20 protein-coding genes are annotated in these 25,081 nt (G+C 47.5%); 14 read left to right on the forward strand and 6 right to left on the reverse strand.

Translation table 11 applies throughout. The features are described from left to right. Positions 1–81: 81 nt before the first annotated feature. Complete coding sequence (locus NQD60_RS00075) at positions 82–3,882, reverse strand: NACHT domain-containing protein (RefSeq protein ID WP_257100572.1); 3,801 nt, start codon at positions 3,880–3,882, stop codon at positions 82–84. Positions 3,883–4,103: 221 nt separating this feature from the next. Continuing rightward, positions 4,104–6,452, reverse strand: a complete 2,349-nt coding sequence (locus NQD60_RS00080; RefSeq protein ID WP_257100573.1) for a hypothetical protein — start codon at positions 6,450–6,452, stop codon at positions 4,104–4,106. Between the two features lie 861 nt (positions 6,453–7,313). Between NQD60_RS00080 and ltrA the strand changes: the two genes are divergently transcribed. Continuing rightward, positions 7,314–9,029 carry a group II intron reverse transcriptase/maturase gene (ltrA, locus tag NQD60_RS00085; RefSeq protein WP_257100574.1) on the forward strand — a complete coding sequence of 572 codons (1,716 nt, stop codon included), beginning with the start codon at positions 7,314–7,316 and terminating at the stop codon, positions 9,027–9,029. Between the two features lie 216 nt (positions 9,030–9,245). Here ltrA and NQD60_RS00090 read toward each other — a convergent pair whose 3' ends face one another. The 4 genes from NQD60_RS00090 to NQD60_RS00105 form a co-directional block, all read right to left on the reverse strand. Next, positions 9,246–9,848 carry an exonuclease gene (locus tag NQD60_RS00090; RefSeq protein ID WP_257100575.1) on the reverse strand — a complete coding sequence of 201 codons (603 nt, stop codon included), beginning with the start codon at positions 9,846–9,848 and terminating at the stop codon, positions 9,246–9,248. Then, positions 9,845–10,288, reverse strand: coding sequence for an SET domain-containing protein (locus NQD60_RS00095; protein WP_257100576.1), 444 nt, complete (start codon positions 10,286–10,288; stop codon positions 9,845–9,847). The genes NQD60_RS00090 and NQD60_RS00095 overlap by 4 nt, the downstream gene beginning before the upstream one ends. A 90-nt stretch (positions 10,289–10,378) precedes the next feature. Then, a complete protein-coding gene (locus NQD60_RS00100) occupies positions 10,379–11,494 on the reverse strand; it encodes a YbdK family carboxylate-amine ligase (RefSeq protein WP_257100577.1) in 1,116 nt (371 codons plus the stop codon). Between the two features lie 56 nt (positions 11,495–11,550). Next, positions 11,551–12,741: a cation:proton antiporter gene (locus NQD60_RS00105; protein WP_257100578.1), complete on the reverse strand. Its 1,191-nt coding sequence runs from the start codon at positions 12,739–12,741 to the stop codon at positions 11,551–11,553. A gap of 658 nt (positions 12,742–13,399) precedes the next feature. Here NQD60_RS00105 and mnmG point away from each other — a divergent pair. The 13 genes from mnmG to NQD60_RS00170 all read left to right on the forward strand — a co-directional run bounded on the left by mnmG (position 13,400) and on the right by NQD60_RS00170 (position 25,057). Next, the gene (mnmG, locus tag NQD60_RS00110; RefSeq protein ID WP_257100579.1) at positions 13,400–15,355 is read left to right on the forward strand and encodes a tRNA uridine-5-carboxymethylaminomethyl(34) synthesis enzyme MnmG; all 1,956 of its coding nucleotides are present in this window, start codon (positions 13,400–13,402) and stop codon (positions 15,353–15,355) included. A 48-nt stretch (positions 15,356–15,403) separates the two neighbouring features. Next, positions 15,404–16,066, forward strand: coding sequence for a 16S rRNA (guanine(527)-N(7))-methyltransferase RsmG (gene rsmG / locus NQD60_RS00115; RefSeq protein ID WP_257100580.1), 663 nt, complete (start codon positions 15,404–15,406; stop codon positions 16,064–16,066). 16 nt (positions 16,067–16,082) lie between these two features. Continuing rightward, positions 16,083–16,850, forward strand: a complete 768-nt coding sequence (locus NQD60_RS00120) for a ParA family protein (RefSeq protein WP_257100581.1) — start codon at positions 16,083–16,085, stop codon at positions 16,848–16,850. 17 nt (positions 16,851–16,867) lie between these two features. After that, positions 16,868–17,752, forward strand: coding sequence for a ParB/RepB/Spo0J family partition protein (locus NQD60_RS00125; protein ID WP_257100582.1), 885 nt, complete (start codon positions 16,868–16,870; stop codon positions 17,750–17,752). 180 nt (positions 17,753–17,932) lie between these two features. Next, entirely contained in the window at positions 17,933–18,283 is a 351-nt protein-coding gene (locus NQD60_RS00130) for an ATP synthase subunit I (protein WP_223692892.1), read from the forward strand. Positions 18,284–18,352: 69 nt separating this feature from the next. After that, positions 18,353–19,204, forward strand: coding sequence for a F0F1 ATP synthase subunit A (atpB, locus tag NQD60_RS00135; protein ID WP_257100583.1), 852 nt, complete (start codon positions 18,353–18,355; stop codon positions 19,202–19,204). A 33-nt stretch (positions 19,205–19,237) separates the two neighbouring features. Then, positions 19,238–19,507: a F0F1 ATP synthase subunit C gene (gene atpE, locus NQD60_RS00140; protein WP_223692896.1), complete on the forward strand. Its 270-nt coding sequence runs from the start codon at positions 19,238–19,240 to the stop codon at positions 19,505–19,507. 34 nt (positions 19,508–19,541) lie between these two features. Beyond that, on the forward strand, positions 19,542–20,012 hold the full coding sequence (locus tag NQD60_RS00145; protein ID WP_257100584.1) for a F0F1 ATP synthase subunit B: 471 nt from the start codon (positions 19,542–19,544) through the stop codon (positions 20,010–20,012). Positions 20,013–20,014: 2 nt separating this feature from the next. Beyond that, positions 20,015–20,560, forward strand: a complete 546-nt coding sequence (locus NQD60_RS00150) for a F0F1 ATP synthase subunit delta (protein WP_257100585.1) — start codon at positions 20,015–20,017, stop codon at positions 20,558–20,560. A gap of 39 nt (positions 20,561–20,599) precedes the next feature. Beyond that, the gene (gene atpA / locus NQD60_RS00155; RefSeq protein ID WP_257100586.1) at positions 20,600–22,138 is read left to right on the forward strand and encodes a F0F1 ATP synthase subunit alpha; all 1,539 of its coding nucleotides are present in this window, start codon (positions 20,600–20,602) and stop codon (positions 22,136–22,138) included. An 82-nt stretch (positions 22,139–22,220) separates the two neighbouring features. Further along, positions 22,221–23,138, forward strand: a complete 918-nt coding sequence (gene atpG / locus NQD60_RS00160) for a F0F1 ATP synthase subunit gamma (RefSeq protein ID WP_257100587.1) — start codon at positions 22,221–22,223, stop codon at positions 23,136–23,138. Positions 23,139–23,221: 83 nt separating this feature from the next. After that, entirely contained in the window at positions 23,222–24,613 is a 1,392-nt protein-coding gene (atpD, locus tag NQD60_RS00165; RefSeq protein ID WP_257100588.1) for a F0F1 ATP synthase subunit beta, read from the forward strand. A gap of 24 nt (positions 24,614–24,637) precedes the next feature. Continuing rightward, positions 24,638–25,057, forward strand: a complete 420-nt coding sequence (locus tag NQD60_RS00170) for a F0F1 ATP synthase subunit epsilon (protein ID WP_045363887.1) — start codon at positions 24,638–24,640, stop codon at positions 25,055–25,057. Positions 25,058–25,081: the final 24 nt, after the last annotated feature.

Raw genomic sequence — 25,081 nt, forward strand, 5'->3', positions numbered from 1 at the left:
CAATCGGCGACGAAAAATCGGGAGCGGAAGGCCCTCCAACGGCCCCCGACGGTCGATTCAGGCTCACTCAGAGCCCCCATCCTAGGCGCCCCTCTGCTGCAACAGCGCTCGATTCATCTCGCTTAAGCCTTGTATGCCTTCCAATAATGCCCCCTGCACGGTCAGAACGTCATGCCCTGAACTCCAGTGCAGCGTCACTTTATAGCCTTCTTGGTCTTGTTTCACCGCCCACGTCCGCACGGACTTATCTGCGCTACCGGCCACTAAATAGGTCCCCTTCGACGTCGCTTTCCACGCAACGCTAGGGACACCCCCGATAAATCCTTGAATCACCCTGAGACATTCACCCGAGGACACGTCCCACAGCCGCACCGTCTCGTCATAACTGCCCGAGGCGATCTGCGTTCCGCTCGGCGAATACACCACGCTCCTAACCCAGTGGGTATGTCCTTCTAAGGTGTGCCCAAGGGCTCCGCTGTGCGCGTCCCACAGCCGCACTGTAGTGTCATTACTGCCCGAGGCGATCTGCGTTCCGCTCGGCGAATACACCACGCTATTAACACCTGAGGTATGTCCTTCTAAGGTGTGCCCAAGGGCTCCGCTGTGCGCGTCCCACAGCCGCACCGTAGTGTCCTTACTGCCCGAGGCGATCTGCGTTCCGCTCGGCGAATACACCACGCTCAAAACAGACCAGGTATGTCCTTCTAAGGTGTGCCCAAGGACTCCGCTGTGCGCGTCCCACAGCCGCACTGTCTTGTCCTCACTGCCCGAGGCGATCTGCGTTCCGCTCGGCGAATACACCACGCTATTAACACCTGAGGTATGTCCTTCTAAGGTGTGCCCAAGGGCTCCGCTGTGCGCGTCCCACAGCCGCACCGTATGGTCCTCACTGCCCGAGGCGATCTGCGTTCCGCTCGGCGAATACACCACGCTACTAACCCAGTCGGTATGTCCTTCTAAGGTGTGCCCAAGGGCTCCGCTGTGCGCGTCCCACAGCCGCACCGTATGGTCCTCACTGCCCGAGGCGATCTGCGTTCCGCTCGGCGAATACACCACGCTACTAACCCAGTCGGTATGTCCTTCTAAGGTGTGCCCAAGGGCTCCGCTTTGCGCGTCCCACAGCCGCACCGTATTGTCCCGACTGCCCGAGGCGATCTGCGTTCCGCTCGGCGAATACACCACGCTACTAACCCAGTCGGTATGTCCCTCTAAGGTGTGCCCAAGGGCTCCGCTTTGCGCGTCCCACAGCCGCACTGTAGTGTCCTTACTGCCCGACGAGGCGATCTGCGTTCCGCTCGGCGAATACACCACGCTACTAACAGCGTAACTATGCCCTTGTAAGGTGTGCGCGAGGACCCCGGTTTGCGCGTCCCACAGCCGCACCGTTTTGTCCTCACTGCCCGAGGCGATCTGCGTTCCACTCGGCGAATACGCCACGCTACTAACCCAGTGGGTATGTCCTTCTAAGGTGCGCCCAAGGGCTCCGCTGTGCGCGTCCCACAGCCGCACCGTATTATCCTCACTGCCCGAGGCGATCTGCGTTCCGCTCGGCGAATACACCACGCTACTAACAAAGTGGGTATGTCCTTCTAAGGTGTGCGCAAGGGCTCCGCTGTGCGCGTCCCACAGCCGCACCGTATTGTCCTCACTGCCCGAGGCGATCTGCGTTCCGCTCGGCGAATACACCACGCTCCTAACAGACCAGGTATGTCCTTCTAAGGTGTGCCCAAGGGCTCCGCTGTGCGCGTCCCACAGCCGCACCGTCTTGTCCCAACTGCCCGAGGCGATCTGCGTTCCGCTCGGCGAATACACCACGCTATAAACATAACCGCTATGTCCTTCTAAGGTGTGCGCAAGGGCTCCGCTGTGCGCGTCCCACAGCCGCACCGTAGTGTCCTTACTGCCCGAGGCGATCTGCGTTCCGCTCGGCGAATACACCACGCTCAAAACAGACCAGGTATGTCCTTCTAAGGTGTGTATTTTTTCCCAATTCGAGGTCATATACACGCTGATATTACCGTTACCAAGCCCTACCGCGCAGCTTTTTCCATCTGGCGAATAGGCACAGGAATGGACCAAGCTCTCTTCTTCAAGATACGGCCATTCGCCAAACTGCACCCCGACCATCTGCGCATTCCTTAAATTCGTCTGGCGCAGCCAGCTCGCCCGAAGCTGGACACCACTTAAATCCGATCCTTGCAACTGCGCTGAATCGAATACCCCAAAACTCAGATCTGCTCCAGGAATGCTTATCCCTTTTAAATCCGCTCCATTAAATTGCTCACCCGCTCTCACCAACACCGTTATCGCATTCGCTGCTCCTATTTTTACTGGTGCATCGGACTCTTTAGACGCTTCTATCCAGGCATACAGGCACGCTTTAAAAGACGATTGCTGTTTCACCCGCTCTAACAAAAAATCCAGAATCAATGGTTCATCCACCAGCAAACATTGATTCAGCACCGCATCAGCATTAAGGACTGCGCTATTAAACCTCGGGCCACAAATCGCTCTCGCCACACAATAATCCTGAATCGATTTATGGATAAAGCGATAGTGCTGTCCCTGGTGAATCAGCGGAGCATTAAACAACAATAAACGCTTTTCTGCATCCTCTTCAAAATATGCTCGCCATGCTTCTGGCGCAACCTCGTTCCTTTCAGGATCATAGAAGGCTTGAATCACACCTTTTTGGGTCAGGGTGACCGCCATCTCCTGGCTCGCACACAGTCCTTTTGCCGATAAATCCTTACCCAGCCTGATTTGCGCGGCTTTTTCCTCTTTCGTCAATTGAATATGCTGCAACCGCTCTTCCGAACGATTCCACCAACGCGATATAAATTCGTCATACAGCGTAATCCGGGTAATGGGCTGCGCCTTACTTTCAGTCAGATCTGGTAAAAGATCCAGCGCCATATGCAGTAAAAATGGACGGCGTATTGCTTCTTTTAATGTTGGCAATCGATTCAGGGCTGATTGATACCGCTCCAGATCCCATCCTGTACGCTGGGTATACTGAATATACTTTTCAATATAAGCACTTATCCAGTCATCTGAAATCGGCGACAGCCAATATTCTTGCAATGCCCGGGTTTGCCCCCTTTTCTGAAACTGGCTCTGATACGCCGGTCCAAGATACTCGGGGCGAGAGCTGATGATGGCTTTTGCATTCGTCCACTGATCGAGCTTATTCTGCGTATAAAATGCCTGGGTGCGATCCCTGATTTCATCAAACCCATCTAAAATAAAAACCAGCCGTTCTCTTTTGAGCTCCTCAATCGCCTCTGCTGAAAATCCTTGCTCAAGTAAATAGCTACTAATCAAATCTTGGCAAGACGGAGTATGTTCAGCAAGCGCAATAAAAAGTGGGATGGGCGCAGCAGAGGATTGCTGATATTCAGCCCAGAGCGTACGCGTTAGATATCGATTGAAGGTCGATTTACCAGAACCCGCCTCACCGAGCAATAAAAATACTTTATTCTTAGAAAATAAAAAGTCACGGACTTTATCTATTAAAGGAAAAGTTTCCCGTGCACGCACACTTTCTTGGCCTTGAGGCGCAACATATAAGTCCAGCGCATCCTTGACTGCATCGAGTTCTTCCAGAGTTTTTAGATAGGCGACTTTTAATGCCTCAATATTATCGTTACCGCCGAGTTGCACTAAAGGCTTATAGTGTTCAGTCTTTGCATAAGTGTTTGACTTTTCTAGCAGACTAACTATGTTATTTGAACCAATGATTTGGATATTATTCGAGCCTCTGCTAGTTTGTAATGTAGTAATTCTCCTCTCTCGGATCCGGACAGATTTTTTATTTAAGCGCTCACTACCTGAACCATGCTCTGCCCCTCGCTTTCTAGAAGAGGCCGTGTTATCTGACATGTATTGCTCACCCATCTCTTCTAGTATTTGAGAGGGGCTCTGTTCATTCCGCTGTGCGATGAAATTTAACCTTGGCGGCCCTATTCCGCTGGTAGATATATCCATAGCTTTCTTTATGGAGGATATTTTTTAATTCTTGCTCTGCCTAAAGATCAACAGGCATAGAAAGATTTTGCTCTAAAAAAGTACGCGTTCAGACTATAGAGAAAATTATTTCGATTCTAGCTCTTATTACTTGGATTGGCTGTTTTCGAAACTACTGAAATAAGAGCGTTCAGAGTATCACGCGTAGCGACCGTATTATTCTTACCATATACTGAATTACTGTTCTTGCCAATTAATATTTGATCTGTATTTTCTCTCTCACCTAAACGCATTGCTTCGAGCCAAATTGATTCAGTTATGGGTGTATCGGGCTGTTTTTTGCTTTTAGCTGAGCTGACATCGTCCTCTTTTGAAATGGAATCTTTCTCGACAATATTACCCGAACCTTTTACTGCATTTTGATTATCTCCAATTGCTATCTGCCTTATCCTTTTGCGCTTCTTTCCATATTTTGTTTGTTTAGAAGTTGAGGCTGCCTCTATTTCAATAGACCCTTGATCATCAGTAAGATCACTGGTCTTTTGTTCTTCACTCAATGGGCGCCCCGTTCCTCGAGGAACAAGTTCCCATACATGGTTTTGAGACTGCATCAACCCACTTTGCATAGCCTGGGTTACGCCTAAAGATTGTATGAAGCTTGTTACAATTTGGGCTAGATTTACATGGGAAGTATGCATCTCTTGCCTAGACACTCCAATCTGAGGGAGAAATTCTCTGGCATTAGCATCGGCCCGAGCGGTTTGCTGGACTTCATTTAGAATGCGACTGCTCGGCCTGTCTTGCCAAAATGAATGCCATGCAGCTGGCGCATAATCCACACGCTCCATCAACTCTTTATTCGGCAGCCGCCAAAAATGACCGATGCGCTGAAGTGTAGCGATTGCACAGCCTTTGACTTCTGCGAGATCTTTTTCATTACCCCATTCTGTGTTACCCTGTGCTAACTGTTTTAAAAGACCTAATGCCCACTTTTTTGTACTTTCCTCGGATGAGGCTAAGACAATCCTTTCCAAACGAAAACAAAATCCCTGCAAAAGGCGGTCTTTTCCTGGCAATGACCATGCTTTTACAAAAGTTTCTAATCCATGCAAGTAGTTCAGCTGGATGCCTTGATCAATATAATGCAGCGCTAAATACCATTCTCGTTTCTTATAGTATCGCGCCCATTCTTCATTGATTTTCAAAAAACCTTTGCTCAATGTATCAAACGTTTTTAAGAATTTATCTAGATCTCCGCTCTTAACAGCACTCACTCCATGCGCTAAACCTTTTCCTAAATCCTTCGCTATCGGCCAGGCTCTCTGCCACCGCGTTTTTTCCGTGTTTAGACGCTTGAGTGCCTGTAAAGCATATGTTGCCTGAAATGCTATATTCGGATCCATATGACTGTTGCGATCTTTGACATCTTCGAGCTCTCTTAAAGTCCTTTCCAATGTTTCTTTAAGCTCTTTAGGTTGAAGCTGCTCAAATCCCGCATCAAACATCGTATCAAGTAAAAGCGAAACTGTTTGTAACAAAGCGCCCAATTGTAGTGCATTTTCTTTTCGATGTGCCCGCATGAGCAGTTGGTGCACATACTCCAGTAGTCGAACGCAATCCCCCGCTAAATTATAATCCGATGTTATGTGCCTCGAACGCGCACGATGTTGTATCAAAACCGTGAGGCCTTGCAACGCAGCCATATTCAAGATGCGTTCAGACGGAATCTGTAATTTATCGATTAGCCGGCGGTAATAGCCGAAATGCCCTGTCGCCTGGATCAAAAAGACGACTTCTTGTACTGAGGAAAGTGTACAAGAGGGCTCTTCTTCAAACCGGCGCAAAACACGTTCAGCAAGGTCTTGATAGGAAGAGAATTGGACGGAGTTAATAGAGCGTCTGATCCCTTCGCGTAAACACGCTGCTAAAAGCGCTGTATCGGTAATCTTATCTAGTGAGGTGGGCCAAACAAAGGATTGGGTGGCCTGAGTAGAAGGGATCGCTGACGCATTTAAAGCAGGAATTGTATTGCCTTGCAAATTAATTTGCAAACTGCTAATGAGTCTTTCAAACTCTGGATCGAGCGGTACGGTCCGGGGACGTTCGAAACACCTTGGTATACTATTTTCTTTAGTCCGACGAAAAAATGCACGATCTTCTCTGGCTAATTTACGCTTTCGAGGCATAGCCAGAGACATATATTTTTGTGCGAGTTCCTGTGCCTTGACTTTATTGCCTTGATGATCCTCAAACTCGCTATAGGCCTTATAAAACTTCGCAAGCTCAATATCGATGTCTTGCTCAGAAAAGTAACCTTGACTCCGCACGTTTCCGAGAAACTCAATGGCCTTCTCGTAAACTTTTCGCTGATTTTCCCAATCGCGTTTTAAAGCATACGAATCGATGGTCTTTTGATACTCTGTCAGCTGCTCTCGGACTTGCTCTGGGCTTAATGCTGAGATTCCTGAGGCGGATTGTGAAGCCATAGGGGTGGTTATACGTGCGCTTGAACTGCTCGCTCCGATAGAGTTGATTACCATCGTTTTTTTCCTCTTGTTGTTTCTATAAGAAATGGCTGAGCCTAAGATTCTCACTGCTTACTGTCAATAAGCGTCTTTAATTCTAGGAAAAGCTAACGATTTTTGCAAAGCATTTTTGAGGGTTTTGTTACAAATTTTCTCTCGATTGGGGTGCGCCGGAGAATGTTGAGGAGGTGGTCAAGTCTGATAATTCTTATTATCGTGCGACGAGCAAAGTCGCGTTAGGTACTGTTTCACAAGTAGAGAGAAACCTGCCGTTCCTCCGGCAGTAGCCTACTAAAACTAGCGTAACTAGCAATGGTTAGGTTAGGAGCTTTTGGGACAATGTAGCCCTTCGAAAGAGAAGGAAGAGCCGTGAGGCAACTCCAACGACTGCTAGCATCAAAGCGGTCAGGGCGCTAGGCTGGATAGCATGGTCAACATATGTGAATTGCTGATAAAACTCGTAACTATTGACAAGCTAAAGATGCTGATAAGCTTGAACCAAAAAGGTAAGTGGTGAGTTGTCTGATGATAATTGCGGACACGAGGATATGAAAATCACCGGGTGATAGGCGAGACCTAAACTATTCGTGTACCTAACGTGGAACTCGGTAAGCCCGTATATCTGCCTTTAAGGCAAAGTGAACCGCAAGGGACACCGATAGAGGTGCGGGTAAAGGATGGTCGAAAAAGCATGCTGCTCTGTAATGGAGTAGATAGGGATTGAGCGGTGCAGCAAGATTATCCCGCGCGAAAGCGTAGCCCAATTCGACTTGGTCTTTCTTGACTAAAGAACTTGAGAAACTTTTTCTAGGAGGGCAGCAGATGTCGGCATATGTAATCAGTGCTGTTGCGCCCTCCGGCTATGCGGAACACTGGCACGGTATTAACTGGGCCAAATGTTACCAAGAAGTCAAAAAGCTGCAAGCGCGTATAGTCAAGGCAACGAAGGAAGGTAAGCAACGTAAGGTTAAAGCCTTGCAGTGGTTACTAACCCACTCGTTCAGCGGCAAAGCAATCGCTGTGAGACGGGTGACTGAAAATCAAGGAAAGAAAACGCCAGGCATAGACAAGGTAATATGGCCGACACCCATCGATAAATACAAAGCGATCAAAACACTAAAGCGACGCGGATACAAACCCAAACCACTGCGTAGAATTTACATACCTAAAAGCACTGGCAATAAGAAAAGGCCGCTTGATATTCCCTGTATGATCGACAGAGCTCAGCAAGCTTTATATTTACTGGCTTTGGAGCCCATTTCAGAGACCAAGGCGGATCCGAATTCTTACGGATTCCGCCCTGAAAGATCTACAGCAGATGCGATGCAGCAGTGCTTCAATGTACTCGCTAAAAAGTGTTCACCGCAGTGGATTCTAGAGGCAGACATTCAGGCGTGTTTTGAGAAAATTTCGCATAATTGGCTGATCGAACATATTCCGATAGACAAGGAGATATTGCGACGGTGGCTAAAAGCCGGATATCTGGAAAAACAACGATTCTGTCCAACAGAAGAAGGCGCAGCGCAGGGTAGTATCATTTCGCCAGCGCTGGCAAATATGACGTTGGATGGTTTGCAAGAACGACTTGCAATGACCTGTGGCAAGGTCAGTTATAAAGGCGGTCGGACCGACCCCAAAGTTAACCTTGTGCGGTACTGTGATGACTTCATTGTTACGGGAGCTTCAAAAGAGTTACTGGAAAACGAAGCGTTACCAGTGATCAAAGAATTCCTGAGTGAAAGAGGACTATCTTTATCGCCAGAGAAGACCAAGGTCACAAATATTGCACAAGGATTCGATTTCTTGGGTCAGAACGTCCGTAAATACAACGGCAAGTTTTTAATCAAACCATCAAAAAAGAATATCCAAGCGGTTCTGGCGAAAATTCGCTCAATCATTAAAGATAATAAGGCAGTCAAGCAAATCAATTTGATTAGCTTACTCAACCCTGTCATCAAAGGATGGGCGAACTATCACAAGCACGTGGCCGCCAAGCAAACCTTTTCCAAAGTCGATAATGCAATATGGCATGCGTTGTGGCAATGGTGCCGCCGTAGGCATCCTCAAAAGGGAGGTCGCTGGATCAAGCACCGGTATTTCCACTCTATCGGAACCCGGAGCTGGGTCTTTGCAGCACCGACGGATGAAAAACGTTCGGATGGTACAACGGTCATGAAGACCTTGCATCTAGCCGCCGACGTTGCGATCCAGCGTCACATAAAAATCAAAGCTGAAGCAAATCCTTTTGACCCAGCATGGGAATACTACTTTGAAGACCGGCATGGTCGGAAAATGCGGGAAAACCTTGCTGGTTACAAAAAGCTTATTCGCTTATGGCTCGATCAGAATCGCCGTTGTTGCGTGTGTCGCCAGTTGCTTACAAAAACAACAGGATGGCACGTCCATCACATCATCCGACGCGTCGATGGAGGGAACGACGCCTCAAGGAACCTTGTGATGGTTCATCCAAATTGCCACATGCAAATTCATAACCTTGGTTTAAAAGTAACGAAGCCGGCTTCCGAAAGGGGGCTTTGAAAGGCTTGAGCTGTATGCGAGGAAAGCTCGCCCGTACAGTTCTTAGGGGGCGGTGGTGCAGTAATGTACTGCTGCTACCCGACAACCTTGCATTTGCTTTGCAAAAACCGGGTTTTTTAAATTTGATCACACCCCAAAATTTCGGTCATTTAAAAGTAGAAAAAATGCCACAATTTTGCTGTTGATTAGGAGGTCGTTCGGTGAAGAAAAATTGTATTAAAGTGACTCGTCCGTGCCAGAACTATTTTCTTTTTGTTGCGCCCGCAACTCAGCCAGCATATTACAAAACAAGGCACCTTGTTCGATTGCATCATCAAGTGCAACATGAGTATGCGGGTGCGCATCAAACCAATGGGCTGGAAAACGCGGTTTAATGCATTTCCTGTAAGGCAAGCCCGTCATCGCAAAGGCCAGCGTTTTAATATCAAGCGCTGACCAAGAAAAAGGGCAACGGCCAACAAAACGCATCATGTACCAAAACATGAAGGTAAAATCAAAACCTGCAGGAAATGCGACAAACACCGGTTTACCTGGCAATGCCTCAACCCATGCAACATAGTCCGTGAAGGCTTTTTCCGGCGCCTGCAAGCTCTGCCGACTGGCAGCCCATGCCTGGGGCTGTGTTTTCCACCAAGCGGCCTGCACGGGGTGCGCAGTCGCTTCTGGCAGCGTTTCAAGATTGGCGCTAAAAGTTGCCACTAGACGCTTATCTGAAGTGTAAGCTGCTGAAGCAAAGCTTAGCATTGAATGTGGTCCAGGAATCGGGCCATCCGCTTCAACATCTGTACTTACGTAAATTTCTTCTATTGCATTATTCATTTTGGCGCGAGCATTGTTTTTCGGCACTTACGCGCGCCACAGCGGCATGCATAAGCCAGTTTTAACGCTTTAGTGTGGCGTGCATCACAGACTAGCCCATAATCATAAAATAATTCTTTGCCTGCTTCGATCGTGCGTGATGCATAGATGTAAATACGCCCATTAATTTCTTCAGCATAGCAATTTGGCGCGCATGAATGATTTATCCAACGCGCACTGTTGCCTCCAAAATTAGCATCGATGACATTGCCGTCTTCCAAAGCGAAATAAAAGGTGTGATTTGGTTCATCTGGATTCCAAGGGTGACGTCTTTCAGCTTCTTCCCATGAAATAAGCTCACCTTTGTATTCAAAAATACGTTCGTCTGCAAGCAATCGCCGCGCAGCAAATACCCCTCGTCCATGCACGCTTGAGCGGCGTACGGCCATTTTACGCTTCATCCAAGCGTTCCTCTTTCTACTAATGAATTGTTTTTCATCCAGCAAGCCTTTTCAACATAATGCCTAGAACTTCTCTTCGTTCAGCAGATGTCAATTACGCCAAAGCTGACATTGTTGGCGCACTGTTTCATGCAAGGAGCCTTGCTCGTGATATACCTCGCGCAGCCAGGTCGCATCATTTGTCTGCGCTTGGACAAGTTTGCGCACCACTTCAAGCGCGTCTGTACACTCTAATTCTTGTGCGTGTGGCGTAAGCACATCAAGGGTCATTATGATATCTTGTGCAATCGTACGCCGCTCGCCGCTTTGCGGATTAACCTTCATCCCTGCAAGTCCAAAGCGGCACGCCTCAAATCGGTTAAAGTTGTAAACTAGGTAATCGTCTTCATGCAGTGTTAATGGCCTGTCAAGCAATAAGTAGCGTGCCAGCGCCTGAATATAGCAAGCAATGGCTGCTGCTTTTTCTACTGATAATGGCGTATCCATGACGCGAACTTCAACTGTGCCAAAGTTAGGTTTTGGTCTAATATCCCAATAAAAATCCTTCATGCTCTGAATTACGCCGGTACTGATCATCTTTGCGTAATATTCTTCAAAATCAGACCAAGTCAGCGCAAAAGGTGCACGGCCACTCATTGGAAAAGCAAATACCGAATTCAGTCGGGCTGAATGAAAACCCGTATCTGCTCCTTGCACGAAGGGCGATGATGCCGATAGGGCAATAAAATGCGGGATATAGCGTGATAATGAATGAAGCAAAAAAAGCGAGCTGTCTGCATCTGGGCAACCAATGTGAACATGCTGGCCAAATATAGTAAATTGTTTTGCAAGATAGCCGTACAGTTCCGATATATAGTGAAAACGTGGTTCATCGGAAATCTGCCGGTCATGCCAGCGCTGAAATGCATGGGTGCCACCGCCACATAAGCCAATATTCAGTTTTTCAGCTGCCGTGACCAATACATCACGGAGTATTCCCAAATCAGTCAATGCTTGATGGTAATTGGTGCAAATACCAGTTGCCATTTCGATCATGCTCTCTGTGATCTCAAGTTTGATATCACCTGGCACTTTTTGATCCTTAACCAGCCGCATCAGATCTGAGGCAGCTTTAGTTAGATCATAATCGTGTGTATTAACGAGTTGAATTTCAAGCTCTATACCAAAAGTAAACGGCTTAGATGGGTTAAAAGGTTCAAGACTCATTGTCAAGCTAACTCCTATTTAGAACGACCCTCTAAAAGGGCCGTGCCGGATAATTTTTATTGCCTTCGTTCACCGATAGACGATAGGCTCGAATAGACCAGAAGCGGCGTGAATAATTGCAAGATGACAATTGCGCACAGCATAATTGCTCGTAGTTGCGGATCAAAATCTGGATAAAGATTATAAGTATTTTCAACTAACAGATAAGCAAAGGCAGACATTGGTGCTAGTGCTAAACCAAGTGCCACACCTTGTTTTACATTAATTCCACTCGGCTTAGCAAAAGTTAAAACGCCAATCAGTTTTGCCAGCATACGTGCAGCAATCATCGCCAGCGCCGCAAACCCGCCAAGAGCTACGTAGTTCCATTGAAATGAAATCAGCGTAATAACAAAAAGGACTACCGTTAAAAGCCAGCCTGCGGTACCGAAGTGTGCTGGCCATAACTGTGGACGCGGATCGAAATTTTTAAGAATAATGCCAGCCGCGAGCAAAGCGAGAAGAGTCGAGAGCTCTAGCATGTGGGTAATCGCAATGGCTAGTAGTACGAGTCCAATTAAGATAACAAACGAATGCTCATCTTGTAAATTGACCCGCCGACAGCTACGCGCAAGCACATAGGCTACCGCGAGTGAGCCTACGATAAGATACAAGGGCTCAGTTAGCGTAGCAAATAGATTGCCATAGTATTCTTGGTGCATCCAAGTTGATACAAGTTCTAATAGGACCACCGCATACATACTATTTAGCGCGGTCAATGCGAGTAATCTTTCGGTAACTTGTCCCTCGCTTTTAAGTTCATTTTTTAACTGGATGACCATTGTAGGTGAAGTTGCAATTGCAATAGACGCGATCACTGTTGTTGTCATCAGTGGAACACCTATCAGTTGCAATACGATCATCACCATAGCGAAGGTTAAGGTGGCTTCAGCAAGGCTGGTTGCAATCAGCCATGGATTCTTACGAATCCATCGTAAGCTAAGCCGGCTACCTAATTCAAAGAGCAGCATGCCAAGCGCAACATCCATTAAAAATCGCGCATCATTGGCTAGCGCACTATCAATCACGCCAAAGCCTGCCGAACCTGCAAGCAAGCCGATAATGCTATAGCCTGTAATGCGTGGCAGACGCCATGCTTTCCAGCACAATTCACCACATAAACCTGCTGTTAGTAGAGTCAGCCCTACCCAAAACACTGCATCTGGAACCAGTGGCCAATGAGGCAAATATGAGAACGCCGATTTCATTAGTAACTTTCCTTGGTTAAACAATGTTGCAGAAGTTGGATCTACGTACTTGCATAGTGCTTGATACGGATACCTATCAATGCACATTAGTTGTTCTACGAGCTAAGCGAATGCATCAAAAGGCAATCGCCCTCTTACTATTTTTAGTGAACAGAGTGGCTTGATACATTTGGAGAGCCCTTATTGTGCCACAGCTTTTGGGAAGATTTTCATTTGAAATCAAGATAAGTATTTAGCGTTGGAAGGCGAGTTGTCTAGGTTTACTGGTTTTTATAATAGCTTTATATATACAAATAGTAGTAACAATAAGCCTCCAAGATTTCTGTGGAAAAGTAGATTTTTCGCTTTGAAATCAAGTGGATAGAAGATATATAAGCGCTTGTAAAAATATCGTATTGGGAAGTGGATAAAGAGGATAACTTTTTTCTTAAGTTGAAAAAGAAGGAGTTATCCAGAATGCGCCCACATCATTTCCTCAGGATTAGAGTCTACTTATCCACAGCCTTGTGTGGATAAGTAAGATGAATTGTTTAGGTCAATGAGTAGAAATTGTTTCACGTGAAACAGCCATCAAAAAACATTATTTATGTGAAGTCTTTAACCGTTATAATTAAAGACCAAAAATTTTGAAGGTTCACGCGACAACGTGTGAAATGCAATGCTTTATCCAACAGAATTCGATGTCATTATTGTCGGCGGTGGCCACGCTGGTACAGAAGCGGCTTTAGCTAGCGCTCGTATGGGTTGTAACACACTGCTGTTAACCCATAATATTGAAACTTTAGGCCAAATGAGCTGTAATCCGTCAATTGGCGGAATTGGCAAGGGACATCTGGTTAAAGAAATTGATGCGTTAGGGGGAGCAATGGCCCTAGCAATAGATGAGGCGGGCATCCAGTTTCGTACACTTAACTCATCAAAAGGCCCAGCAGTGCGAGCGACTCGGGCTCAAGCCGATCGCGTGTTATATAAACAAGCGATCCGTCATCGTTTAGAAACTCAGCCTAATTTGCATTTATTTCAGCAAGCTGTGACTGATTTAATCGTTCAAGGTGATCGAGTAACTGGTGTTCAAACCCAGTTAGGTATCCATTTTAGCGCGCGATCAGTGGTGCTCACTGCGGGTACGTTCTTAGATGGAAAAATTCATGTTGGATTAAATCATCATTCTGGTGGTCGCGCAGGCGATCCAGCCGCAGTTCAACTTTCTGCACGTCTTAAAGAATTGAAGCTTGCGCAAGGACGGTTGAAAACAGGAACCCCACCGCGGATTGATGGCCGTACTATTGATTTTTCAAAGCTGCAAGAGCAACCAGGAGATAACCCGACTCCAATTTTTTCTTTTATCGGACATGCTCACCAACACCCTGCTCAATTACCATGCTGGATAACCCACACTAATCAGCGCACGCATGACATCATTCGTGCAAGCTTGGATAGATCACCGATGTATACAGGAGTGATTGAAGGAACTGGGCCACGCTACTGTCCATCCATTGAAGATAAAATTCACCGTTTTGCAGATAAAACTGCGCATCAAATTTTTCTTGAACCAGAAGGATTGTTGACGCATGAAATTTACCCAAATGGAATTTCCACAAGTTTGCCTTTTGATGTTCAATTAGAACTTGTACGTTCGATGTCTGGACTGGAACATGCGCATATCTTGCGGCCAGGCTATGCGATTGAATATGATTATTTTGATCCGCGTGGCTTAAAAGCATCATTAGAAACAAAAGCTATTCAAAATCTCTTCTTTGCTGGCCAAATTAATGGCACAACTGGCTATGAAGAAGCGGCTGCACAAGGGCTTTTGGCGGGGATAAATGCAGCGCTTAAAGTTCAAGAAAAATCGGCCTGGGTTCCACGCCGCGATCAAGCTTATTTAGGCGTATTGATTGATGATTTAGTGACACGTGGTGTCTGTGAGCCTTATAGAATGTTTACTAGCCGGGCTGAATATAGACTCAGTTTGAGGGAAGACAATGCTGATATGCGTTTAACTGAAATAGGCTGGAATTTAGGTGTGGTTGATAAAGTTCGTTGGGAAATTTTTAGCCGTAAGCGCGAAGCTGTTTCACGTGAAACAAAAAGACTAAAATCAATTCGTGTGACTCCAAAGACGCTATCAGCAGAAGAGGCAACTTCATTATTAGGTAAGCCTATTGAGCACGAATATAGCCTTGCCGATCTGCTGCGACGCCCAGGTATTAGTTATACGGCGCTTATGGTTATGCAAAATAGTGTTTATGTCCCTGCGGAAGCGCTTGCGGATGATGAGTACCTAAGGCAACAAATTCAAGAGCAGGTAGAAATTAGTCTTAAATACGAAGGGTATATTGAGCGTCAGGCGAACGAGATCGAACGGAATGAGGCACATGAAAATACCAGCCTACCCAATAAGTTTGATTACGCTAAGGTTCGTGGCTTGTCGGTTGAAGTGTGCCAAAAATTAAATCAATATCAACCGGAAACCATAGGACAAGCTTCACGAATTTCCGGCGTGACGCCTGCCGCGATTTCACTTTTGATGGTTCATTTGAAAAAGAAATTTAATCAAAATATCCAGTTAAATTCTGCAGAAACAAATGATAACCAACAATCGAAGACCTGATAAATTGAGCTATATGGTTCAATTGATTTCGCTTTATTTAAAAACAATATGCAAATAAATTCACGGTTGCTTGCCAATACGCTTAATGAAGGCGCTATGGCAGCAGGTGTTGTACTGAATGACAACCAGCAAACGCGTTTGCTGGCTTATCTTGAATTACTTACGAAGTGGAACCGGGTCTATAATCTGACCGCGATCCGTGACCCGTATCAGATGTTAGTCCAACATTTACTGGATTCATTAGCCATTTTGCCCCACCTTAGCCGGTGTGCCCCATCAAATTTGCTTGATGTTGGCTCTGGTGGTGGATTGCCAGGGGTTGTCTTGGCGATTGCGCAACCCGCTTGGAAGGTGACATTGAATGATATTGTTCACAAGAAAACGGCTTTCTTGCAGCAAGCCAAAGTAACGCTCGCCTTGCCAAATGTTGCCGTTGTAACAGGCCGGGTTGAGTCATTGCAACCAGGCGTTGAGGTTGAGCGGCCGTTTGATATCATTCTTTCCCGTGCTTTTGCTAAATTAGCGGATTTTGTCTCACTTGCTCGCCATTTGTTAGCCCCAGGTGGTTCAATCTGGGCAATGAAAGGCACCCAGCCGGCAACAGAAATAGAGGCCTTACCGGCTGATGCGAAGGTCGTCAATATGATTGAGCTTGCGGTTCCGTTCCTTGATGCGAAGCGGCATCTTGTTCAAATCAAGCTTGGCGCTTGAAATAAAAGGCTAGATAATGGTTAAAATATTTTGCGTTGCAAACCAGAAAGGTGGGGTTGGTAAAACCACCACCACGGTTAATCTTGCTGCTAGTCTAGCTGCGCATAAGCAGCGCGTCTTGTTAGTTGACCTTGATCCGCAGGGCAATGCAACGATGGGTAGTGGTATTGACAAGACGCAGTGTGAATCTACGCTTTATGATGTTTTAGTGGATGGCACAGCCTTTGCCGAGGTACGCGTAAAATCAGCAGCAGGCTATGATGTGCTACCTGCTAACCGTGAGCTCGCTGGTGCTGAAATTGAGCTTGTTAACCGTCCTCAAAGAGAGCGACAACTTAAAAATGCGATTGCTACGGTTAGTGCGGAATATGATTTCATCTTAATCGATTGTCCACCTGCATTATCATTACTTACGCTCAATGGCTTATGTTGCGCTAATGGCGTAATTATCCCAATGCAATGTGAGTATTTTGCGCTTGAGGGTCTTTCTGATTTAATCGACACGATTAAGCGTGTGCATGCCAATCTCAACCGTGAGCTGCAAATTATTGGTTTATTACGGGTCATGTTCGATTCACGGATTACGTTACAACAACAAGTATCCGATCAACTCGAGCAGCATTTTGGCGACAAAGTGTTTAATACCATTATTCCGCGCAATGTGCGGCTAGCAGAAGCACCTAGTCATGGCATGCCTGGCGTGGTTTTTGATCGAAACTCCCGAGGCGCACGAGCTTATATGCAATTTGGCGTCGAGATGATTAAGCGTATTCGAGCAAAATAGAAACGAAAGAGAGCAAAATGAATGCAGTAAGCAGAAAAAAGGGTTTAGGACGCGGACTTGAAAGTTTGCTAGGCGCGGCAGTTCATGTGCTCGATAGCGCACCTCAAGAAGGCCGTCCAACCACATTACGACTCGCGCAATTGCAGCCCGGTAAATATCAGCCGCGTACCAGAATGGACGAAAGTGCATTGCAAGAGCTTGCAGCCAGTATTCGTGCCCAGGGTTTAATCCAGCCGCTTTTAGTACGTCCACTTACAAACAGTGACAACTATGAAATCATTGCGGGTGAGCGACGCTTTCGGGCGGCAGGCTTGGCAGGACTGAGTGAAGTGCCGGTCCTGGTCAGGGATGTTCCTGACCAAGCTGCTGCAGCCATGGCCTTGATTGAAAATATCCAGCGTGAAGATCTAAATCCGCTGGAAGAAGCACAAGGGATTCAACGCCTATTAAATGAATTTGATTTTACTCATGAACAAGCGGCGCAAGCGGTTGGCCGCTCGCGTAGCGCAGTGTCAAATTTATTGCGCTTACTTAATTTAGCGCAGCCAGTGCAAGTCATGCTAGTTGCTGGAGATCTGGATATGGGGCATTCACGAGCGCTGTTGGCCGTGGATGCTGCTGCGCAGATCACACTTGCTAACCAGATCGTTAATCGACGGCTGTCTGTGCGTGAGGCTGAAAAACTGGTAACGGCCTCGCTTAAATCGACCCTAGCGTCACCTAAACGGGCGCATGAAAAAGGACAAGATCTTATGCGGCTTGAAGAAGAACTCTCTGATGCGTTAGCGGCAACAGTTAAAATCAAGTTAAAACGTAAAGGTCAAGGCCAGTTAACGATTGATTTTGGTGGACTTGATGCGCTTGAAGGCATTATTGAGCGTCTACGTGTTCATCAGGACTAGAGAGTTACAAAAACTTCTCTCTTGATTAAAAAATCACTTAATACAAAAACTTGAGCTCTGACACAGAATCGCTTACAATTGCCCGCGCTGTTTGTTTATAGCGTGCGATCTCGCTTATGCCAGCCTTGTAAAAGTGGCAAACAGATGAGGATCCTTTTGTTCTTCCGCTTAGCGGTTTAAATGAAGCGCTCAATGCGGATCACTCCATTCAAAGTTGTGCAGGCGCAAATAGCTTTGTCTGTTACGATGGCCGTGCTATTTGGAGCGTTTGCTAGTAAGCCAGGCAATGCCGTGCTATCTGCTTTAACCGGCGGAGCAATCGGCTGGATACCCGCGGCTTTGTTTGCCTTGCGCTTAAGTACACGAGTATCGGCGGCAAGCTGGGTGGTGGGCGAGGTAATGAAGATTGGCCTGACCATTGCGATGTTTGTCGCAGCAGGGGTTTTTCTTCCCGCGATAAATTGGCTGGCTTTACTGGTGACTTACATTGTCGTGCTTAAAGTATATTGGGGCGCGCTGATTTTGCGGTGAAGGTAACGCAAATGCGGATAATCGCACAGAGAATTTTGTTGAATTGAGTTAAAAACGTAAATTTGAGATATGACGGCCGATACAGCAACTCATACCCTAAACCCCTCTGGGTACATTGGGCACCATCTGCAGAATTTTTCGAATAAGCCACAAACTTCAATTGTGGATTTTTCAGTATGGCATATAGATACCCTATTTTGGTCGGTGCTAATGGGTTTGGTTACGATTGGCGTGCTTTATTTTGCAGCGCGGCGTGCCACCAGTGGCGTGCCATCCCGCTTCCAGTGTGCTATTGAAATTCTGGTTGAGATGGTCGAAAGCCAATCGAAATCAATGATTCATGGTAGCCGCCGCTTTATTGCGCCACTTGCCTTAACGGTATTTCTTTGGGTCGCGCTGATGAATGCGCTAGACTTGCTGCCCGTTGATTTACCAGCGAAAATAATTGGCTGGCTTGGCTTAGCCAGCGTGATTCCTAATCACCGTATTGTCCCGACCGCTGATCTAAATGCGACCTTAGGGATCGCCCTAGGGGTATTGCTTTTAATGTTGTATTACAGTGTTAAAGTAAAAGGTCTGGGTGGCTTTACACGTGAACTGCTGTCGGCGCCTTTCGGTAAGCACCCTGCACTATGGCCTTTTAACTTATTGCTCAATGTTATCGAATATCTTGCTAAGACCATTTCACTGGGTATGCGGCTCTTTGGCAATATGTATGCTGGAGAGTTGTTGTTCTTGTTGATTGCCCTGCTTGGTAGTTTGTGGAGTTTCAGTTTAGATGCTTCCATTTTTGGTTTTGCTGGTCATGTGCTGGCCGGAAGTTTGTGGGCAATATTCCATATCTTAGTTGTGTTGTTGCAGGCATTTATTTTTATGATGCTGACGCTGGTGTATCTGGGTCAAGCACACGATAGTCATTAATTTTTGTTTTAAATTTTAAATCAAGGAGTTGTCATGCAAGCTTTTATCTCCAATATCCAAGGACTTACTGCGATAGGGATCGGCATTATTATTGGTCTAGGCGCAATTGGCGCATGTATTGGTATTGCGTTGATGGGCGGTAAATATATCGAGGCTTGCGCACGTCAGCCAGAATTGATGAACCCACTGCAAACTAAAATGTTTTTGCTAGCGGGTTTGATCGATGCGGCCTTTCTGATTGGCGTTGGGGTTGCAATGTTGTTTGCTTTTGCTAATCCATTGCTTGCGCCATTGGCAAGCTAAAGAACCCAGTGTATTTTCAGAATAAGGGCACATCGTGAATATTAACGCAACCCTCGTTGCGCAAGCGATGGTGTTTTTGATCCTCGCATGGGTTACGATGAAATTCGTGTGGCCTCCGTTGATCAATGCACTGGATGAGCGCACTCAGAAAATCGCCGACGGCTTGGCCGCGGCGGAAAAGGGCAAAGCTGAGTTGGCCGTGGTGAATAAGCAGGTTGAGCAGACCCTTGTGCAAGCGCGCGAGCAAGGTCAACAACGTGTTGCTGAAGCCGAAAAGCGGGCCCAGGTAGCCGCTGAAGAAATCAAGCGTAATGCGCAAAGCGAGGCGGCGCGCATTGTGGCGCAAGCCCAGGCGCAAGCTGAGCAGCAATTTGTGGCTGCCCGGCAAGCATTGCGCAATGAGGTTGCTGAGCTCGCAGTTAAGGGCGCCGAACAAATTTTACGGCGCGAAATTGACAGTAAAGCGCATGCTGCATTATTGCAGCAACTCAAAACCGAGCTTTAACTATGGCGGAACTCGCTACACTCGCTCGCCCTTATGCTGAAGCGCTTTTTCAGGCGGCGCAAGGCAGTAACCTTGCCGCTTGGTCTGGCTGGTTGCAGCAATTGGCGCATATCGCTAGTTTGCCTGAAGTGCATGCCGTGGTAACTAACCCTAAGATAGAGCGTGCGCAAATTTACGAATTGCTGCTGTCGGGGGTGACTTTGCCTGCTGCTGCTGAACAAGCCGGGCAGCTTAACAACCTTGTGCAAATACTCACTGATATGCACCGGCTTCATGTTTTAAATGAAATCGCGACACAGTTTGATGCACTGAAAAACGCCAGCGAAGGCGCTGCAGATGCGCTGATTACCAGTGCTTTTGAGCTTAAGGGCGAAGCGTTATCAACATTGCTGGTCGCGCTAGAGCGCAAATTTGGCTGTAAGCTCAAGCCGCATGTGACAATAGATCCGGCTCTGATTGGCGGGATTTGCGTCACGGTTGGCGATAAAGTGCATGATACGTCAGTGCGCACACGGTTAGCGCAGATGCGTTCAGCGCTCACAGCATAGCAGATGGCTTTCACAGAATTGAATGATTAGGAGCAAAATATGCAGCTTAACCCTGCGGAAGTAAGTGAACTTATTAAGACGCGGATTCAAGGTCTTACAGCTGGCACTGAGCTTCGCAATCAGGGAACCGTCTTATCCGTAATGGACGGGATCTGTCGCATTCATGGACTTTCTGATGTGATGCAAGGCGAAATGCTTGAATTTCCTGGGCAGACTTTTGGCCTTGCGTTAAATCTTGAGCGTGACTCAGTGGGCGCGGTTATCTTGGGCGAGTACACGCATATTTCTGAAGGCGATATCGTAAAGTGCACGGGCCGCGTTCTTGAAGTGCCTGTTGGGCCAGAGTTGATTGGCCGCGTAGTAGATGCGTTGGGTCAGCCAATTGACGGCAAGGGCCCGATTAATACCAAAGAAACCGATGCAATTGAAAAGATTGCGCCAGGCGTGATTTGGCGTAAATCTGTTTCAGAACCTGTGCAAACAGGGCTGAAATCAATTGATGCAATGGTGCCGATTGGCCGTGGCCAACGCGAATTGATTATTGGTGATCGCCAAACAGGTAAAACTGCAGTCGCAATCGACACCATTATTAATCAAAAAGGTAAAAACCTGACCTGTATTTACGTTGCGATTGGTCAAAAAGCAGCGTCGGTGATGAATGTAGTGCGCAAGCTTGAAGAGCATGGTGCGCTTGAATATACCATCGTTGTCAGTGCTGCAGCCTCAGATTCGGCTGCGATGCAATATATCGCGCCTTATGCAGGTTGCACGATGGGAGAATATTTCCGTGACCGTGGTCAAGATGCATTGATTATTTACGATGATTTAACTAAGCAAGCCTGGGCGTACCGTCAAATTTCGCTGCTATTGCGCCGGCCACCTGGCCGTGAAGCCTACCCCGGTGATGTATTTTATCTACATTCGCGCTTGCTTGAGCGGGCGGCAAGGGTTAGCGAAGCCTACGTTGAGAAATTTACCGAAGGCAAAGTAAAAGGTAAAAGTGGTTCACTGACGGCGCTGCCAGTGATTGAAACCCAGGCGGGTGACGTAACCGCCTTTGTGCCAACCAATGTTATCTCGATTACTGATGGTCAGATCTTTTTGGAGACCGATCTCTTTAATGCGGGCATTCGGCCGGCGATTAATGCGGGGGTTTCGGTCTCACGTGTTGGCGGTGCCGCACAAACTAAGATTATTAAAAAATTGTCAGGCGGGATTCGAACCGATCTCGCACAATATCGTGAGTTGGCGGCGTTTGCACAATTTGCGTCTGATTTAGATGAAGCTACGCGCAAACAGCTTGAGCGTGGTCGTCGGGTGACGGAGTTGCTTAAACAGCCGCAATATAATCCATTACAAGTATGGGAGCTGGCGGTTGCGCTCTTCGCTGCAAATCATGGCTATCTTGACGAGATTGAAGTCAACGCAGTCGCTAGCTTTGAAAAAAGCTTGCGCGAACACCTCAAAATTAGCCATGCTGATTTGGTGCAGCGTATTGAGCAGAAAAAAGAGCTCTCCGCAAGTGATGAAACGGCGCTACACGCAGTGCTTAAAGATTTTAAACGGTCAATCGCTTGAGGTCTCTGATGCGCAAAATGCGGAGCATAGAAGGCTGGGCGCACGCAAGAGCTGGCTTTCAAAGCAAAATCAGGAGTGATGAATGGCGGGCATGAAAGAAATTCGCGGCCAGATCAAAAGTGTCCAAAACACGAGTAAGATCACCAAAGCGATGGAAATGGTGGCGGCCTCAAAGATGCGCCGGGCGCAAGAGCGTATGCGCGCGGCTCGTCCCTATGCTGAAAAAGTACGAGAGATTGCGGCTCATATGAGTCAGGCGAGTCTCGAATACAAGCACCCGTTCATCACGCAAAATCAAGCTGCCAAGCAAGCCGGCGTCATTCTGGTGACAACCGATAAAGGGTTGTGCGGCGGTATGAATACAAATATTTTGCGTGCCGCGATGGCAAAGTTTAAAACGCTTGAAGCGCAAGGTTTGCGGATCGAAGCAACTGCAATTGGTGGCAAGGGCTTTGGTTTTTTGAGCCGTATGGGTGTCAAAATAACCTCGCATGTGGTGCAGTTGGGCGACACCCCGCACCTGGAAAAATTAATTGGCGCGGTTAAAGTACAGCTTGACGCTTATGCCCAAGGCAAGCTCAATGCAGTGTACCTAGCCTACACTCGTTTCGTTAATACAATGAAACAAGAACCGGTGATCGAGCAGTTATTGCCGTTGGCCGGTGAGCGCTTTAGCCAGCGTAGTGAGCATAATGCGACGCCGCTTACGGCGCGGCATGTTGCGCAGGCTAGTCAGCCTCATGCATGGGACTACCTTTACGAGCCAGACGCGCAAGCGGTGGTCGATGAATTGCTGCTACGTTATGTCGAGACGCTAGTTTATCAAGCCGTAGCGGAAAATATGGCATCTGAACAGTCGGCCCGCATGGTTGCGATGAAAGCAGCCTCGGATAATGCTAAGACGGTGATCAACGATTTGCAGTTGGTCTACAACAAAAGCCGCCAAGCCGCCATTACGAAGGAATTGTCCGAAATTGTAAGTGGTGCGGCAGCGGTTTAACGGTCTTTTGTAATGGCCCAAAACATGATCTGATGGGCAAGCAACCCATTCTAAAATCTTTAAAGATAGCTAAAGGAAAATTGATGAGTACCACGATGGCAGAAGGCAAAATCGTACAGTGCATCGGTGCGGTGATTGATGTCGAATTTCCGCGCGCACAGATGCCTAAAATTTATGATGCACTGATGCTAGAAGGCTCCGAACTCATTCTTGAGGTGCAGCAACAGCTTGGTGACGGCGTCGTGCGCACGATCTGCCTAGGCTCATCTGAAGGTTTGCGTCGCGGTCTGACAGTTAAAAATACCGGTAACTCGATTCAAGTACCGGTCGGTAAACCAACGTTGGGCCGCATTATGGACGTGTTGGGTCGGCCGATCGATGAGGCGGGTCCAATTGATAGCGAGCATCAGCGTTCAATCCATCAAAAAGCCCCTAAGTTTGACGAACTCTCTCCGTCCACTGAATTGCTTGAAACCGGCATTAAAGTGATCGATTTAATCTGCCCATTTGCCAAGGGCGGTAAGGTCGGACTATTTGGTGGTGCTGGGGTCGGCAAGACGGTTAATATGATGGAGTTGATTAACAATATTGCGAAAGAGCATGGTGGTTATTCCGTCTTTGCCGGGGTTGGCGAGCGGACTCGTGAAGGTAATGACTTTTACCACGAGATGAAAGACTCCAACGTGCTTGACAAGGTTGCGTTAGTCTATGGTCAAATGAACGAGCCGCCAGGCAATCGCTTGCGTGTAGCCTTGACGGGTTTGACCATGGCCGAGCACTTCCGTGATGAAGGGCGTGATGTCTTGTTCTTCGTCGACAATATTTACCGCTTCACGTTAGCCGGTACTGAGGTCTCCGCTTTACTTGGCCGGATGCCATCCGCCGTGGGTTATCAGCCAACCCTGGCCGAAGAAATGGGCCGCCTACAGGAGCGTATTACCTCAACGAAGAAAGGCTCGATTACCTCGGTGCAGGCAGTGTATGTGCCCGCCGATGACTTGACCGATCCTTCGCCGGCTACGACCTTTGGTCACCTGGATGCGACGGTTGTGTTATCCCGCGACATCGCTTCATTGGGTATTTACCCGGCAGTGGATCCACTCGATTCAACTTCACGTCAGATTGATCCAAACGTGATTGGTGAAGAGCACTATACGATCACCCGCCGCGTGCAAGCGATTTTGCAGCGCTATAAAGAACTGCGCGACATCATCGCGATTCTTGGCATGGATGAGCTTGCACCAGAAGATAAGTTAGCCGTTTCTCGCGCGCGTAAAATGCAGCGCTTCTTATCGCAACCGTTTCATGTGGCGGAAATCTTTACCGGTGCGCCAGGTAAATATGTGCCACTCGCCGAAACGATTCGTGGCTTCAAGATGATTGCTGATGGTGAATGTGACCACTTGCCTGAGCAAGCATTTTATATGGTTGGCACGATTGACGAAGCGTTTGAAAAAGCCAAGACAATCCAGTAAAGCGGGTTTCACGCAGGAATTTATATGGCAACCATCAAAGTAGACGTCGTCAGCGCCGAGGAGCAAATCTTCTCGGGGCAGGCGCAATTTGTTGCGCTTCCGGGCGAAGAAGGCGAGTTGGGTATTTTGCCTGGCCATGTACCATTACTGACCCGGATCCGCCCTGGCGCAGTGCGGATTGAGTTGGAAGGCGGCGCTGAAGAGTTTATCTTTGTTGCTGGCGGCATACTTGAGGTTCAACCGGGCGTGGTGACTGTGTTAGCTGATACAGCCATTCGCGGCCAAGACCTTGATCAAGCAAAAGCTGAGCAAGCGCGCCGTGAGGCTGAAGAGGCCCTACAAAATACGGGTTCAAACGTTGAATATGCGACGGCCCAAGCGGAGCTGGCTTATGCAGCAGCTCAGTTGGCCGCTATTCAGCGATTACGTCGGAATCGAAGTTAGCTTGCATATCTCTCAATCTTGGTT

It is taken from the genome of Mycoavidus sp. SF9855 (assembly GCF_024582735.1).
In the GTDB taxonomy this organism is placed as follows: domain Bacteria; phylum Pseudomonadota; class Gammaproteobacteria; order Burkholderiales; family Burkholderiaceae; genus Mycoavidus.

Excerpts from the sequence above, each read along its gene's own strand:
- NQD60_RS00075 (WP_257100572.1), bottom strand. The coding sequence starts at position 3,882 with ATGTCAGATAACACGGCCTCTTCTAGAAAGCGAGGGGCAGAGCATGGT.
- NQD60_RS00080 (WP_257100573.1), bottom strand. The coding sequence starts at position 6,452 with ATGGCTTCACAATCCGCCTCAGGAATCTCAGCATTAAGCCCAGAGCAA.
- ltrA (WP_257100574.1), top strand. The coding sequence starts at position 7,314 with ATGTCGGCATATGTAATCAGTGCTGTTGCGCCCTCCGGCTATGCGGAA.
- NQD60_RS00090 (WP_257100575.1), bottom strand. The coding sequence starts at position 9,848 with ATGAATAATGCAATAGAAGAAATTTACGTAAGTACAGATGTTGAAGCG.
- NQD60_RS00095 (WP_257100576.1), bottom strand. The coding sequence starts at position 10,288 with ATGAAGCGTAAAATGGCCGTACGCCGCTCAAGCGTGCATGGACGAGGG.
- NQD60_RS00100 (WP_257100577.1), bottom strand. The coding sequence starts at position 11,494 with ATGAGTCTTGAACCTTTTAACCCATCTAAGCCGTTTACTTTTGGTATA.
- NQD60_RS00105 (WP_257100578.1), bottom strand. The coding sequence starts at position 12,741 with ATGAAATCGGCGTTCTCATATTTGCCTCATTGGCCACTGGTTCCAGAT.
- mnmG (WP_257100579.1), top strand. The coding sequence starts at position 13,400 with ATGCTTTATCCAACAGAATTCGATGTCATTATTGTCGGCGGTGGCCAC.
- rsmG (WP_257100580.1), top strand. The coding sequence starts at position 15,404 with ATGCAAATAAATTCACGGTTGCTTGCCAATACGCTTAATGAAGGCGCT.
- NQD60_RS00120 (WP_257100581.1), top strand. The coding sequence starts at position 16,083 with ATGGTTAAAATATTTTGCGTTGCAAACCAGAAAGGTGGGGTTGGTAAA.
- NQD60_RS00125 (WP_257100582.1), top strand. The coding sequence starts at position 16,868 with ATGAATGCAGTAAGCAGAAAAAAGGGTTTAGGACGCGGACTTGAAAGT.
- NQD60_RS00130 (WP_223692892.1), top strand. The coding sequence starts at position 17,933 with ATGAAGCGCTCAATGCGGATCACTCCATTCAAAGTTGTGCAGGCGCAA.
- atpB (WP_257100583.1), top strand. The coding sequence starts at position 18,353 with ATGACGGCCGATACAGCAACTCATACCCTAAACCCCTCTGGGTACATT.
- atpE (WP_223692896.1), top strand. The coding sequence starts at position 19,238 with ATGCAAGCTTTTATCTCCAATATCCAAGGACTTACTGCGATAGGGATC.
- NQD60_RS00150 (WP_257100585.1), top strand. The coding sequence starts at position 20,015 with ATGGCGGAACTCGCTACACTCGCTCGCCCTTATGCTGAAGCGCTTTTT.
- atpA (WP_257100586.1), top strand. The coding sequence starts at position 20,600 with ATGCAGCTTAACCCTGCGGAAGTAAGTGAACTTATTAAGACGCGGATT.
- atpG (WP_257100587.1), top strand. The coding sequence starts at position 22,221 with ATGGCGGGCATGAAAGAAATTCGCGGCCAGATCAAAAGTGTCCAAAAC.
- atpD (WP_257100588.1), top strand. The coding sequence starts at position 23,222 with ATGAGTACCACGATGGCAGAAGGCAAAATCGTACAGTGCATCGGTGCG.
- NQD60_RS00170 (WP_045363887.1), top strand. The coding sequence starts at position 24,638 with ATGGCAACCATCAAAGTAGACGTCGTCAGCGCCGAGGAGCAAATCTTC.